11 protein-coding genes are annotated in these 13,765 nt (G+C 47.8%); 2 read left to right on the top strand and 9 right to left on the bottom strand.

Features of this window, described 5'->3' with window-relative positions:
* Positions 1-18: 18 nt before the first annotated feature.
* From A4V09_RS16390 to A4V09_RS16410, 5 genes are all read right to left on the bottom strand, one after another.
* On the bottom strand, positions 19-1,581 hold the full coding sequence (locus A4V09_RS16390) for a sodium:solute symporter family protein (protein ID WP_065543289.1): 1,563 nt from the start codon (positions 1,579-1,581) through the stop codon (positions 19-21).
* A 164-nt stretch (positions 1,582-1,745) separates the two neighbouring features.
* Positions 1,746-2,180: an ACT domain-containing protein gene (locus A4V09_RS16395; RefSeq protein ID WP_065543290.1), complete on the bottom strand. Its 435-nt coding sequence runs from the start codon at positions 2,178-2,180 to the stop codon at positions 1,746-1,748.
* Positions 2,181-2,236: 56 nt separating this feature from the next.
* On the bottom strand, positions 2,237-2,809 hold the full coding sequence (locus A4V09_RS16400; protein ID WP_065543291.1) for an indolepyruvate oxidoreductase subunit beta: 573 nt from the start codon (positions 2,807-2,809) through the stop codon (positions 2,237-2,239).
* A complete protein-coding gene (gene iorA, locus A4V09_RS16405; RefSeq protein ID WP_065544828.1) occupies positions 2,809-4,548 on the bottom strand; it encodes an indolepyruvate ferredoxin oxidoreductase subunit alpha in 1,740 nt (579 codons plus the stop codon). Before iorA ends, A4V09_RS16400 begins: the two co-directional genes overlap by 1 nt.
* Positions 4,549-4,674: 126 nt before the next feature.
* A complete protein-coding gene (locus tag A4V09_RS16410) occupies positions 4,675-5,979 on the bottom strand; it encodes a phenylacetate--CoA ligase family protein (RefSeq protein WP_065543292.1) in 1,305 nt (434 codons plus the stop codon).
* Between the two features lie 254 nt (positions 5,980-6,233).
* Between A4V09_RS16410 and A4V09_RS16415 the strand changes: the two genes are divergently transcribed.
* The gene (locus A4V09_RS16415; RefSeq protein ID WP_065543293.1) at positions 6,234-6,638 is read left to right on the top strand and encodes a phosphate-starvation-inducible PsiE family protein; all 405 of its coding nucleotides are present in this window, start codon (positions 6,234-6,236) and stop codon (positions 6,636-6,638) included.
* 287 nt (positions 6,639-6,925) lie between these two features.
* Here the strand turns inward: A4V09_RS16415 and A4V09_RS16420 are convergent, their stop codons facing one another.
* Both A4V09_RS16420 and hisD read right to left on the bottom strand, forming a co-directional pair.
* Positions 6,926-8,413: an APC family permease gene (locus tag A4V09_RS16420; RefSeq protein ID WP_084043633.1), complete on the bottom strand. Its 1,488-nt coding sequence runs from the start codon at positions 8,411-8,413 to the stop codon at positions 6,926-6,928.
* A 29-nt stretch (positions 8,414-8,442) separates the two neighbouring features.
* Positions 8,443-9,720 (bottom strand): histidinol dehydrogenase, encoded by a 1,278-nt coding sequence (hisD, locus tag A4V09_RS16425; RefSeq protein WP_065543294.1) that lies wholly within the window; start codon positions 9,718-9,720, stop codon positions 8,443-8,445.
* Between the two features lie 260 nt (positions 9,721-9,980).
* Here hisD and A4V09_RS16430 point away from each other — a divergent pair, with 260 nt between their 5' ends.
* Positions 9,981-11,213: a MerR family transcriptional regulator gene (locus tag A4V09_RS16430; protein ID WP_065543295.1), complete on the top strand. Its 1,233-nt coding sequence runs from the start codon at positions 9,981-9,983 to the stop codon at positions 11,211-11,213.
* 210 nt (positions 11,214-11,423) lie between these two features.
* Here the strand turns inward: A4V09_RS16430 and A4V09_RS16435 are convergent, their stop codons facing one another.
* Both A4V09_RS16435 and A4V09_RS16440 read right to left on the bottom strand, forming a co-directional pair.
* Positions 11,424-12,773, bottom strand: a complete 1,350-nt coding sequence (locus A4V09_RS16435; protein WP_065543296.1) for an MFS transporter — start codon at positions 12,771-12,773, stop codon at positions 11,424-11,426.
* A 29-nt stretch (positions 12,774-12,802) separates the two neighbouring features.
* Positions 12,803-13,720 (bottom strand): alpha/beta hydrolase, encoded by a 918-nt coding sequence (locus A4V09_RS16440; protein ID WP_065544830.1) that lies wholly within the window; start codon positions 13,718-13,720, stop codon positions 12,803-12,805.
* Positions 13,721-13,765 lie beyond the last annotated feature (45 nt).

Raw genomic sequence — 13,765 nt, forward strand, 5'->3', positions numbered from 1 at the left:
GAGATCCACTTTTAAAAATTATGCTTCAACCACCAGGGAATTACCGTCTTCCTTGTCCTGGGGCAGTACCTTTTTAGGCGTGGATACCACTTCCTGATTGTAACAGCAGAAAATATCTTCCACTTTGTTTTTCTCCATTTTAGGAGTGACCAGGCTCACCACGGGCACAACAACAAACCCAACTACCATGGCGAAAGCGCCTGCATTAATGGGAGATGCAATATAATGTAAGAACAGGTTGGAGACCGTTATACCGATTCCTGTTATGAAGCAGACCCATACGGACAGTTTGGTTGTTCTTTTCCAATACAAGCCGAATAAAAACGGTGCCAGGAACGCTCCTGCCAATGCCCCCCATGAGATTCCCATAAGCTGTGCTATAAATGTAGGAGGATCCAGGGCCAGCACTACCGAAATGGCTATAAACACCACAATCAGTCCGCGCATAACCCGAAGCTGGTTTTTCTCACTCATATCCTTTGCCACAGTCCCCTTCAGGAAATCCAGCGTCAGCGTGGAACTGGATGTCAGTACCAGGGAAGAGAGGGTGGACATGGACGCGGAGAGCACCAGTACGATCACAACACCGATCAATATATCCGGCAGTGTGGACAACATGTAAGGAACAATACCATCATATATAACTGTACCATCCGCTTTATATAAGGAAGGATTGTCAAATAGACGGCCAAAACCTCCAAGGAAATAACATCCTCCTGATATTATAATGGCAAAAACTGTAGAAACCACAGTCCCTGTCTGGATTGCTTTCTCGTCCTTGATCGCGTAAAATTTCTGAACCATCTGCGGAAGTCCCCAGGTACCCAGGGAAGTCAGGATAACTACACCCAGAAGGTTTATAGGGTCTGGTCCAAAGAAGGATGTAAAAGCCCCTGACTGTCCTGCAGTCACCGGTACATCGCTAGGAATATTGGCAAGCTGTCTCACAGCCTCCGTAAATCCTCCCTGCCCGCTTAATACAGCCCCGATAACAGCCGCAATGCCAAACAGCATGATGATCCCCTGTATAAAATCATTGATAGCTGTGGCCATATAACCGCCCAGGATCACATATGCTCCGGTCAGAGCTGCCATAACCACTACACACACCGCATACGGTACATCAAAGGCCAGTTCAAACAATCTGGACAGCCCGTTATAAATAGATGCTGTGTAAGGAACCAGGAAAATAAATACAATGGCTGACGCAGCGATCCGAAGTGCATTGCTGTCAAAACGCTTGCCAAAGAAATCCGGCATGGTAGCTGCATGCAGATGCTTTGTCATAACACGTGTCCTTCTTCCAAGAACTACCCATGCCAAAAGGCTTCCGATCATGGCATTTCCAATCCCGATCCATGTACCTGCCAGTCCGTATTTCCATCCAAACTGTCCTGCATATCCTACAAACACCACTGCGGAAAAATAGGAGGTTCCATATGCAAACGCGGTAAGCCAGGGACCTACACTTCTCCCTCCCAGCACGAACCCAGCTACATTTGTAGCATGTTTTCGGGAATACAGGCCAATACCCACCATAGAGCCGAAAAACAGCAGCAAAAACAGTATCTTAATTTCCATTTTTTTATTCTCCTTTTATATATATATTCGCTTATACTTTAAACCGCAACGGTTTAAACCATTAAAGCAATGATTGCAAAGAAAAAGAGGCGCCGCTTTCCGCTCAGAAAAGCGGACGCTTCTTATCTTCTTGTAGATTTTCAGAATAATTATCTATCCGGTTTCTATTTTTTCAAATCATTTAGTTCTTCTTCTGAGAACATCTTCATACCTGCATCCTTTAATGTCTGATATGTTCGTGCCTGGTCGGAAGTTTTCACCACCATGGCGCCGCCCTCTTTGCCGGTAACCAGTGCATACATATATTCCAGATTCAGTCCTTTTGCGCTTAATGTATCCATGATCCGGCTCAGTGCACCCACCTCCTGCTGCAGTTCCACTACAAGCACCGGAGTCAGTACTGCTGTGTATCCCTTTTCCAGAAGTACCTGTTTCGCCCTGGCGGAATCAGACACGATCATCCTGGCGATCCCATAGTCCGTGGTATCGGAAAGTCCCAGGGAAATAATATTGATCTGATTCTCCTTGAGCGCGTCAGCGATCCCTTTCAGTTTACCCGGACGGTTCTCCAGAAATATGGACAATTGTTCAATAAACATTTACGCTACCTATCCTTTCTCTGTCTTCTGTATCTGTAAAAACAGGGAATTTTCTGCTATTTTAATTCATATCCTGTCAGGAACGCTTTTTTATTTATTTCCACAGTCTTAGGCGGAACGGTCTTTTCAATCACATTGAGCCACTCTTCCCCGGAGTAATCCATATGCTGTGCAGCAACCCCCAGCACAATAACATTAAATACTTTTGTATTGCCCAGTTCCCTTGCCACCTTCATAGCATCCACTGCATAGACCTTGTGCGTCTGGCGAAGCGTATCCAGAATACCTTCCGGGTATTCCGCTACTCCGGTCACAACTGTGATAGGATCAATTCTCTGGTCATTTACAATGATCACACCGTCTTTTTTAAGAAACTGACGGTAACGCAGAGCTTCCAGGCGTTCAAATGCAATGAGCACATCTGCCTGACCTTCCTCCACAATGGGCTCCTGAACTTTTTCTCCGTAACGGACAAAAGTAACTACACTGCCGCCTCTCTGTGCCATTCCATGCACCTCGGAAAGCTTTACATCGTATCCGCCTTCCACGGCGAGTCCTCCTAAAATACGGCTGGTGAGAAGTGTTCCCTGACCGCCGACTCCCACTATCATAATATTTCTTGTTGCCATTACACTTCTACCTCCTCTATTGCATCAGCGGGACAGAGCTGTTTGCAAAGTCCGCAGCCATTGCACATGGTATCATCAATGGAAATCGTTCCATCTTCATTCTTGGTGAGGGCCGGACATCCCGGTCTTAAACAAAGTCCGCACTTTTTACATTTCTCTGAAACCGGTCTGCACTTTGTTTTAAACACATTTGTTTTTAAAAGTACACAAGGTGCCTGGGCGATGATCACAGAGACAGCGTCTCTTGCCACTTCCTCCTTGATCGTCTTTTCCAGTGTTTTAATATCAAATGCATTCACCACATTGACATGCTCAATACCAATCGCCTTGCAGAGTTTGTAGATATCTATGGCAGGCACCACCTGGCCTTTCAGGGTTTTACCTGTTGCGGCATGGTCCTGATGACCGGTCATACCTGTTGTGGAGTTATCCAGAATGATGACCGTTCCTGTAGCCTGGTTGTAAACCATGTTCATAAGGGAATTCACACCTGTGTGCATAAATGTGGAATCACCGATAACAGCCACCCAGTCTTTGACATATTCTTTTCCTCTGGCCTTCTCCATTCCGTGGAGGGAACTGATAGATGCTCCCATACAGATTGTGGTATCCACAACACTCAGCGGAGCAACCGCTCCCAGGGTATAGCACCCAATATCGCCTGCTGCGTGGATCTTCATTTTTTTCAGCACAGAATATACGCTTCTGTGAGGACATCCTGGACAGAGGATGGGTGGACGGGCGGGTACCTGTGCCGGTGCCGCTGCCTCGATTTCCTCTCCTAACACTTTTCTGCGTATCATGTTGGCACTGTATTCCCCCTGCAAGGTAAATACATCTTTTCCTGAACAAGCAATACCCCAGGATTTGATCTGCTCCTCAAATACAGGCTCCAGTTCCTCAAATATGTAAAGCTTATCAACCTTAGACGCAAACTCCTCTATAAGCTTTCTCGGCAGCGGATGTACCATACCTAATTTCAGTACACTTGCGTTTGGCATGGCTTCCTTCACATAATTATATGGAATACCGCTGGTAATAAAACCAATCGAAGTATCATGATACTCTGCCCTGTTGATCTCCAGGCTGTTGGCATCCTCAGCCAGCTTTATCATTCTCTCTTCCACTACCGGATGACGCTTGATGGCATTGCCCGGCATCATAACGTACTTCTGAAACTTGCGCTCATAAGGAGTGTCCTCTCTCTCCACTCTGTCTTCCAGCTCTACAATTCCCTGGGAATGAGCCAGACGTGTGGTTGTTCTCACAAATACCGGGGTATCATATTTTTCACTGAGGTCATAAGCAGTCTTCACAAAATCTTTCGCTTCCTGGGAATCTGACGGCTCCAATACCGGAACCTGTGCCGCCCTTGCCACCGCTCTGGTATCCTGCTCGTTCTGTGAGCTGTACATTCCGGGGTCATCTGCCACCACCAGAACCAAACCTCCAGTCACACCGGTGTAGGCTGCTGTATAGAGCGGATCTGCTGCCACATTCAGCCCTACATGCTTCATAGATGCCATGGCCCGCACACCGCTGATGGAGGCACCGATGGCTACCTCTGTTGCCACTTTCTCATTTGGGGCCCACTCTGCATAAATTTCCTTATATTTTACTATGTTCTCACTGATCTCTGTACTGGGTGTTCCGGGATATGCTGCGGAAACCTTTACCCCTGCTTCCCAGGCACCTCTTGCAATGGCTTCATTGCCAAGCATGATTTTCTTTTCGCCCACGTTTCCTACCTTCTTTCTGTTATTGTGTTTCTGCACAGCTATTCAGCAAGTCTGCATGGATTCCTGCAGGTAACTGTGAAGTACTGAACAGTTGCGTTTCTACTATATATAAAGACTATTGTAAAACTAATTCTTTCTTAAATCAATCACTCGTTTCGCTTTCCCTTCAAAACGCTGGATGGAATTTGGAGATACCAGGGAAACCTTCACGTCCAGTCCCAGAACCACACGGATCTTGGACTTGATTTTCCTTTCCAGTTCCTGCAGGGCTGCATAGGAATCCATCATATAATCAGAAAGAACTTCCACACGGATTTCCAGGGTGTCACTGTGATTCTTTCTGTCCACCACGATTTCATAATGGGGTCCGCACTCCTCAATATTAAGAAGCACCTCCTCAATCTGGCTTGGGAACACATTTACACCTCTGATCTTCAGCATATCATCTGTTCTTCCCAGCAGGTTCTCCATTCTCACCGTGGTTCTGCCGCACTTACAGGGTTCGTACATAAGCCTTGTGATGTCTTTGGTACGGTAGCGGATCAGGGGCAGCGCCTCCTTGGAAATACAGGTGATGACCAGCTCGCCCTTCTCTCCCGGCGGAAGGACCTCACCGGTTCTGGGGTCAATAATTTCAGGTATAAAATGGTCTTCATTGACATGCATACCGTTCAGCTCCAGGCATTCTCCGGAGACTCCCGGTCCCATCAGTTCACTCATACCATAATTCTGCGTGATATTCATATGATCGCCCCAGGCTTTGTACATCTCCTGGCGCATGGCTTCTGTCATCAGTTCACTTCCTACCAGGGCAGTCCTCATATCCAGATCACGCTGGGGATGAATGTCCATCTGCTCCGCCACCTCCGCGATACGCAACGCGTAGGAGGGTGTGGCGATGAGCAGTGTAGTACCAAAATCCTTCATAAACATAAGCTGCTTTTCCGTATTCCCGGTAGAGGAAGGAACAATGGCAGCCCCCAGTCTTTCCAGACCATAGTGAAGGCCCAGCGCTCCGGTAAACATACCGTACCCGAAACAAATCTGCGCGATCTCGTCAGGCTGTGCCCCGCCCATACATGCAATACGGCAGACACACTCTGACCAGATATCCAAATCTTTTCTGGTATAACCTACAACTGTGGGCTTACCTGTTGTTCCGCTGGATGCGTGGATACGAATCAAATCTTTCTTCGGTACTGCGAACAGCCCAAAGGGATAATTGTCCCTCATGTCCTGCTTTGTGGTAAACGGCAGGTTATGTAAATCTTCCAGACCTCTGATATTCTCCGGCTTGATGCCTGCCTCATCCATCTTTTTCCGGTAAGGCTCCACTGTATTATAGACACGCTTCACCGTCTCTCTGAGGCGCGTGGTCTGAATCTCTTTGATCTCCTCCCGGGATAGTGTCTCTTCTTTTGCCCAAATCATAACTTTCTTCCCTTCATTTCTCAGCCCTCATCCGTGTCAGGGAAACCTGCTGCCTCCCCGCAGAGCTGTCTGTGCTTCCTATCTTATCATATTTATCACGTCAAAGCAATGAAGCAGTCGGATTTTCTTAGGAATATTTCGTTATTTTTTGCGTATTTTCTTTGCTCCTCTCTCATTTTATGTTAAAATGTGAAAAACGAGAATGTGTTGATCGCAAATTTTAAATCCATAGTATAAAAGAAACGGAGATAAGCATGAAGAAAAAATTAAACGAATTGATTTACACAATTTCCCGCTATACTGAAATTGCTCTGTCCGCAATTATGCTGATCGTCATAATTGTCCTGATCATACCCATGATCTACAACTTCATCAGCATCCCCCTGCTCAGCATAAAGGCCAGTCAGTTCAATGAATTTCTGGGCAATATCCTGACTCTGATCATTGGAGTGGAGTTTGTAAAGATGCTTGCAAAACATACCGCTGAAAATCTGCTTGAGGTACTTATGTTTGCCATTGCCAGACAGATGATCGTGGAGCATCTTGATATGATCGACACCCTGATCGGAATTATATCTATAGCCATTATCTTTGCTGTCCGTAAATATCTGCTGCTCAAATCCGCGGATAACAAGGAAAAAATATACGATAAACTGTAGAACCCCAGCCGCATAGCCCCTGTGCTATGCGGCTTGTCTCATGCCTGTCATTCCATCGGTACAAGCACCTCGTGCCTGATATCTGCAAGCGCGTCTGCAAAGCGACGGCGCAGCAGGCTCTACAACTAGCTTACAGGCGTGGTTTTGGCGTAAATAGCAGCAACTATATATCGACATATTTACGCAGGTGGGTACTAGATGTCGATACCAAAAACAGCCGGCACGGATCATTTTCTCAATCCGCACCGGCTGTCAGGGAAGCCAGACTTATATCAAGCTGTTTCAACTTACACCACAATAAACGGTATCACATACGCCAAAACAACAATGACAACAGCGCACGTCACCACGGTTCTCCAAATTTTGTATTCTTTATCCATCTTCTGTCTCTCCTGAGGTGTGGGGATCTCTTCCTCCATGATCAGGCGGTCCACTTCCTTCGTCTCATCACTCTGGTAACGTTTCCTGCAGACAGCATATATGATCAGCCCCAGCGCACACCAGATAACACCTGTCACAAGTGCCTCCCTGTCAAGCTGTGTCATCATGACAAGGTAGATGATCACACTGACCGGCGCTCCGATCATGATCCCCGGAGCCTTAAAAGGCCGTTTTAAATCAGGGTGTTTCTTACGAAGCCCGAAAGAGGCCGCAATGCCGATCACATAGTAAAACAAATCTGCGAACAGACTCACGGATGCGATGTAGATCATAGAGTTGGACGCGATCAAAAAGGCGGAAAGCAGGCCAAGGACAATGATGGAAATATAAGGCGTCTTATATTTAGGATGAACCTTTGCAAATACCTTCGGCATAGCTCCGTCACGTGCCATGGTAAAAAGATACCTGGGCGGCACGGCAATACTGGCATTCAAGGTTGAGAAGTCACCGCCAAAAGCAATTCCCGCTGCCAGAAGGATCAATGGAAATCCAAGAATACCCGCTGTTTTCATAGCCTCCGCAAAAGGTGCGCTGGCTGTGGACAAGGTGGCTATCTGCTCTGTGGGAACAATTCCCACCAGGAACCACTGGAATGCCGCATTCACCGCAAACACAATAAACGGTGCGAGAAACAGTGCGCGGGGGATGTTGATCTGCGGATATTTGATTTCCTCACCCATGGCGCAGCAGGTCTCAAACCCAGCAAAACACCACCATATCATACTGACGGATGCGATAAAACCAAGCGGGGTGGACTGGGCAATAAAATCAGGGAGTTTGACAAAATTGGGCATATTCACGTTGGGGATCATGGTCAAAAACCAGATGACCGCCACGCCCCAGAAGAAGAACATAAATCCGTTCTGAAGCCTTCCGGTCATCTCCACACCCCGGACGTTTGTGATAATGAACGCAATTACCACCACTGTGGCAACCACACGGTCGCTCACAGGCAGCTCAATACCCAGTGCAGAGAAAAAAGTTTTGAAGTAAAAACTAAAGGCCAGTGCCTCCCCGCTGGTAACCGCTACCAGGGAAATTATAAAATTCCACCCGGCAAGCATTCCCATGGGTTTTCCTATACCCAGGGATGCGTACTGATATGTGCCGCCAGCGTAGGGGAGCGCAGCTCCCATCTCCGCATACAGCAGCGCCGGATAAATACTGATAAGCATAGCAACAAAAGTAGCCAGGATGACCGCCGGTCCCAGGCCGCCCACCACATTGGCACCTGTTGTGAACAGACCTACACCAACTACGGTCCCTACTGTGATCGTGACCGCTTCTTTCATCCCGAAGGTTCTTTTCAATGTATTTGTATTCTGATTACTCACGATTATCTCTCCCTCTTCATTCTGTCAATTTAGTCCTGCTTTGCCTCTGAAAATCGGATATGGGCAGCCTGTTTGTGGCCTTTCAGTCCCTCACCTTCAGCCAGCCTGGAAACCAGGGGTGCAATATTTCTCATAGCCTCAGGCGTCATACTCTGCTGCGTACAGGTTTTCAAAAAGGTTCCCACCCATACGCCCCCTGTATAACGGGCCGCTTTCAGCGTGGGCAGCGTATGGTTGGTGCCGGATGCATAGTCCCCGAACACCTCTGCCGTATTCTCCCCTATAAACAGGGAGCCATAATTACAAAGTCCGGGAATCAAGGCATCAGGGTTTTCCACATTCAGCTCCAAATGTTCCGGCGCATACGCATTTACTATATTCACTGCCTCCTCCAGGTCAGACACCACAACCACCTCACCGTATGTCTCCCATGATTTTTTCGCAATATCTGCGGTCTCCAGCACTTCCAGTTCCTTTTCCACTGCCTCCATCACTGCCTTGCCAAATGCCTCGTCTGTAGTGACTACCATGCCTTTTGCATTGACATCATGTTCAGACTGTGCCAGCAGGTCCGCTGCCACGATTCCCGGTGTGCCGCTGCCGTCGGCAATTACCAGCACCTCGCTCGGACCGGCTACAAAGTCAATTCCCACCTGGCCGTAACACTGTCTCTTGGCCTCCGTCACAAAACGGTTGCCCGGCCCTACGATCATATCCACCGGCGCGATCTCCTCTGTCCCGTAGGAAAATGCCGCGATAGCCTGTGCCCCGCCCACCGCGTAAATTTCATCCACTCCTGCAATGTCCATAGCCGCCAGTGTCTTAGGGTTGATTTTTCCCGTTCCCTTCATTACAGGGGAACACGCTGTCACACGCTCCACTCCTGCGGTCCTGGCGGGAATGATCAGCATCAGGGCTGTGGAATACAGGGGGTAATTTCCTCCCGGCACGTAACAGCAGCAGGATTTTACAGGAATGATTCTGTGACCCAGAAAAATCCCCGGCATGGGGCTGAAGTTTTCAAGAGGCTTCACAGTCTCCCTCTGTGCCTGGGCAAATGCCTGTATGTTGGATGCCGCTGCTTTTAGATCCGCAACCTCCTGGGGGGAAAGCTGCATATAAGCCTCCCTGATCTCCTCCTTTGAAACACGCAGGGAAGTTCTTTCACACTGGTCAAATTTTCTGCTGTACTCCCTGAGCGCTCCATCTCCGTTTGTCCTAACATTATCAATGATCTCCTGCACCATACGGGACAGTTCTTTTCTGTCCTCCTCGGTTCTCTCCTGGGCTTTTTTCAATATTTTCATGATCCATACCTCACTTTTATATGAATTCCATACGTTTTCTTTATCGTGATACCATAATAAATCATAGAGTCCGCTTTAGGTCAATATCCAGTTTTTCTAAAAACCGCCGAAAATCTTGAGTATACTCCAGATTTATGCTAGTATAAGTCAAAGTAAGTCAAATGTGCATACAAGCATGCCCACTTGGCTCGTTGCCCGCGAATAACTCCGTGTTTTGCCGGGCATGACACGAATATGGATTTTGCAGGAGGTGCAGGGCTGTGCGCATAGGAAAAGTATCAGAAAAATACCACATTTCCGTGGATAATATCTACTATTATATCAATTACGGTCTCTTGGTTCCGCCCAAACCCAGAGGACAATATGTGTTTGATGAACAGACTGTCAGGGATCTGGAATGGATCCTGGGCTTAAAAGAGCTGGATTTTTCTCTGCGGGAGATCCACGTTATCCTGTCCCTGAAACGCATCTCAGGATTAGCAGACCCGCAGGATATGGAAGAACTGAAAGAAATCTTCAAGGGAAAACGCGACTTCTGCAGGAAAGAAATCGGGCGCAAACAGCAGATACTGGAACATCTGGACTCACACATTAAAGCCATGGAAGCCCGTGAAAGTGTACCGCAGCACAGTACCGGTGTCCCTCTTTCGGCCCTGCCGCTTTTGCGCTGCCCTGTCTGTGGCGGCCCCCTGTCCCTGTCTGAGGTGGAAATGGACCAGCGCTTTATTTACAAAGGGAACTTATCCTGCGCCTGTGGTTACAGCGCCCATATCTCCTCAGGCATCCTCATGACGCCAAACAAAAATGAAAATCTGCAGGACACTCCGGATATCACCAGGGAACTTTACAAGGACCTTCCGCCTGCCCTGATCAGCACCTTCCAGCGCTCCTATAACTGGATGCTCAAACAGATCCAAGAGACCGGCCTGCACAAAAAAGTAGTTGCGGAGACATACGTCAATGCCTGGTTTTTTATGCACAACCACCTGGAATATCTGCCCACAGACAGCCTGTACCTAGTCGTTGACAAATACCCAGAAACACTTCTCATGTACAAACATCTGATCGAACGCCAGAAACCGGAACTGGACATCCTGTATCTGGCAGACTCCAGCACCCGTTTTCCGCTGAAAGAGAACTGCATAGATGTGCATCTTGACTTCTTTGCAGCAAATGAACATAATTTTTATCATGACACGTTCTTATATGAAAGGATCGCTCCCTATCTGACTGTACAGGCGGAATTAGTGGGCACCTATTTCTACTTTGAAAATGCCCCCAAATCCATGCGGCTCCTCCTAAGCCAGTACCCGGAGTGCAGCAGCAGCAACTTTCAGGTGGATCATTTCCTCTCCTCCCTGGAAAAAGCTGGTTTTTGTCTGAAGGATTCCGAGGACTGCGGAGCTGTGACGGATTCGGGGAACAACTTGGGATTTGGGTTTCATGTGAAAGGTGAGAAAATGCATCTGATGCCTTACCATGCCAGAAAATAAACTATACAGGTTCAGAACTTACACCGGTTAGAGCGCGCCCATGGCGCGCAAACTAAAAAAAGAGGATGCCGCACGATTAAACCTCAAGGGTGCGCATCCTCTTTACAGACATTTTAACGCCGGATAAACCATGCGGTCAGCAAACACACTGCCAGGGCGATCCGTGCACTGCCAAGTGCCGGCAGGATTTTTTGATACAGCCGCTTTTTTTCACTGTGTTTTGGAAGCTTTCCGGCTCTCCAGTTCTTTCTGGATGGAAGGAAACTCCCTGTCCAGCCTGTAGAAGATCAAAATAACGATCAATATGATATAAACCCCAAGAGGAACAAAACGGAAAAAAGTATCAATCCCGCTGATCGCGGAGGCCGCCTGCACATCTGCCAGTCCGTTATAACCAATGGCTGTCAGGAAAAAACCGAATGCAGAGGTCAGTATTCCCTGCGCCAGTTTTTCAGAAACAGACTTTGCGGAAAACAGCACTCCCTGTACGCGCACACCCGTTTTCCATTCTCCATACTCTATGGTGTCCCCTGTCATTGCGTTGACCAGTCCCATAATAAATGCGAACCCGATCCCCCGGGTAAGTGCGGTTCCGAGAAGAATACCTATATTATCATTCGGCGCGGCACAGAATACGATCTGAGCCCCCAGACACAGCACCGTCCCCATAAGCGCCAGGTTTCGTTTTGACATTTTATGAAGAAAACTTGGAAGCACGATCATGACAATAACACCTGGCAGATTGGATAAGGTGACATAGGTTCCCATCAGTGCCAGGTTCCCCACTACATTCTGAAGGTAATAAACAGAAATAGATAAATTGAACATAAGCTGAAGAGAACAGCAAATCTGTATCACGACTGTCATTAACCAGTATTTATTGCGGAACGCTACTTTTACGCTCTGAAGGATATTTTCCGGCTGGGCTTCATTGTCAACCCGCTCTTTTACAAAGAATGCATTCAAATACAGAAAAACAAGGCCTGCCAGACTGAATACCAGGCTGGCTTTTACCCAGGCCCCTTGGGATTTCTGACCTCCGAACAGTTCCACCAGCGGCAGAATGGCATTTGCCATGACCATCTGTGTTGCTGCGGCAAACAGCATCTTATAGCAAAGCATCTGAGAACGGGCTACCGAATCATCAGTGGCATAGGATGCCAGCGTATTGTGGGCCAGTCCCACAAAGGTATACATAACCGTGTTAAACAGGTTATAGGTGACAAACGCAAACAATACCCGCACCGCAATACTGGTATCCGGAACCAGGAAAACCAGCACGCTGGTGACCACAAGGGGAATACTCCATTTCATCAGGATTGGAATACAGTGTCCTCCTTTTCCTTTATGCGTGTCAATCCACTGCCCTGCGATCAGGTCTGAAATCCCGTCAAAAATCTTGGAAGCCAGAATAACGGACCCAATGATCGCCGCATTCATGCCAATCACATCTGTGTAAAAATAAAGAACATAGGAACTGAACAAGGTATACATGGCGTTCAGTCCGATATCACCGGAGCCGTACAGCACTTTTTCAAATATACTAATCTTTTTAGACATCTTTTGTCCCTCCTTACTTCCTCAACCTTTTATTTTTCCAGGCAATATTGTATAAACCTATGGGCCAGACAGCACATCTCCTCTGTCCAGAACTCAGCGCCGCCATGGTCTGCGCCCTCCAGCAGATATAAACGGACATCCTTGCCGCATGCTTTCATTTTCTCAAAAAGCTGTACGCTCTGATAGGTATTAACTGTCCTGTCCTTGGTGCCATGTACGATCATAGTGGGAGCCATTTCAAGCTCCGGCGTAATATAACACTCCACAGAGCCTTTTTGGCAGAGTTCCGGGTGTGCCTTCAGATTTACCTTTCCCATGAGCATTCCTTCCGGGCTGTCCTCCAGATGATGGTTTACCGTGGTGGGATACCCGTCCTCATACATCATACTGATGGAACCATAATAATTCAGTATACCTTTCACCTTTGCAGAAACTCCCGGAAACAGGTTGTCATCCAGCTCCCCGCCGTCCCTGACAATTCCACAGAACATGGATGTATGACCCCCTGATGAATCCCCGCCGGCTACGATCGCTTCCGGATCCACATGATATTCCAAAGCATGGCTCCTCATATACCGTATGGCATTTCTTGCATCCTGAACCTGTGCCGGAAATGGGGCAATGCCGGAATGGCGGTACTGTACAACAGCTATCACATACCCCTTCTTTGCCAGCCCGGACAGCATGGGGCATTGTATCCACACGTCCTGTTCCATCCAGGCAGAACCCTGGACAAATACCATGCACGGATATATTTTATCCGGCTCATTTCTGGTAAAGGGCAGCAGGATCTGCAGGTGCAGAGGTACATCGCCAATTCTGGCATATTCCACATCATGCAGATAACGTACCCCCACCTCGTCTCCCGTTGTCTTTCGCATCACTGCACCCGGCACCTGTTCTGTATATCCGGGATACTCCTCATAAGTCCATGATTTGATTTCCATCTTGACACCTCCGTCTTTTCTTATCGAAAAGTCTATCATATATTT

It is taken from the genome of Blautia pseudococcoides, assembly GCF_001689125.2.
Lineage (GTDB): Bacteria > Bacillota > Clostridia > Lachnospirales > Lachnospiraceae > Blautia > Blautia pseudococcoides.

Excerpts from the sequence above, each read along its gene's own strand:
- A4V09_RS16390 (WP_065543289.1), bottom strand. The coding sequence starts at position 1,581 with ATGGAAATTAAGATACTGTTTTTGCTGCTGTTTTTCGGCTCTATGGTG.
- A4V09_RS16395 (WP_065543290.1), bottom strand. The coding sequence starts at position 2,180 with ATGTTTATTGAACAATTGTCCATATTTCTGGAGAACCGTCCGGGTAAA.
- A4V09_RS16400 (WP_065543291.1), bottom strand. The coding sequence starts at position 2,809 with ATGGCAACAAGAAATATTATGATAGTGGGAGTCGGCGGTCAGGGAACA.
- A4V09_RS16410 (WP_065543292.1), bottom strand. The coding sequence starts at position 5,979 with ATGATTTGGGCAAAAGAAGAGACACTATCCCGGGAGGAGATCAAAGAG.
- A4V09_RS16415 (WP_065543293.1), top strand. The coding sequence starts at position 6,234 with ATGAAGAAAAAATTAAACGAATTGATTTACACAATTTCCCGCTATACT.
- hisD (WP_065543294.1), bottom strand. The coding sequence starts at position 9,720 with ATGAAAATATTGAAAAAAGCCCAGGAGAGAACCGAGGAGGACAGAAAA.
- A4V09_RS16435 (WP_065543296.1), bottom strand. The coding sequence starts at position 12,773 with ATGTCTAAAAAGATTAGTATATTTGAAAAAGTGCTGTACGGCTCCGGT.
- A4V09_RS16440 (WP_065544830.1), bottom strand. The coding sequence starts at position 13,720 with ATGGAAATCAAATCATGGACTTATGAGGAGTATCCCGGATATACAGAA.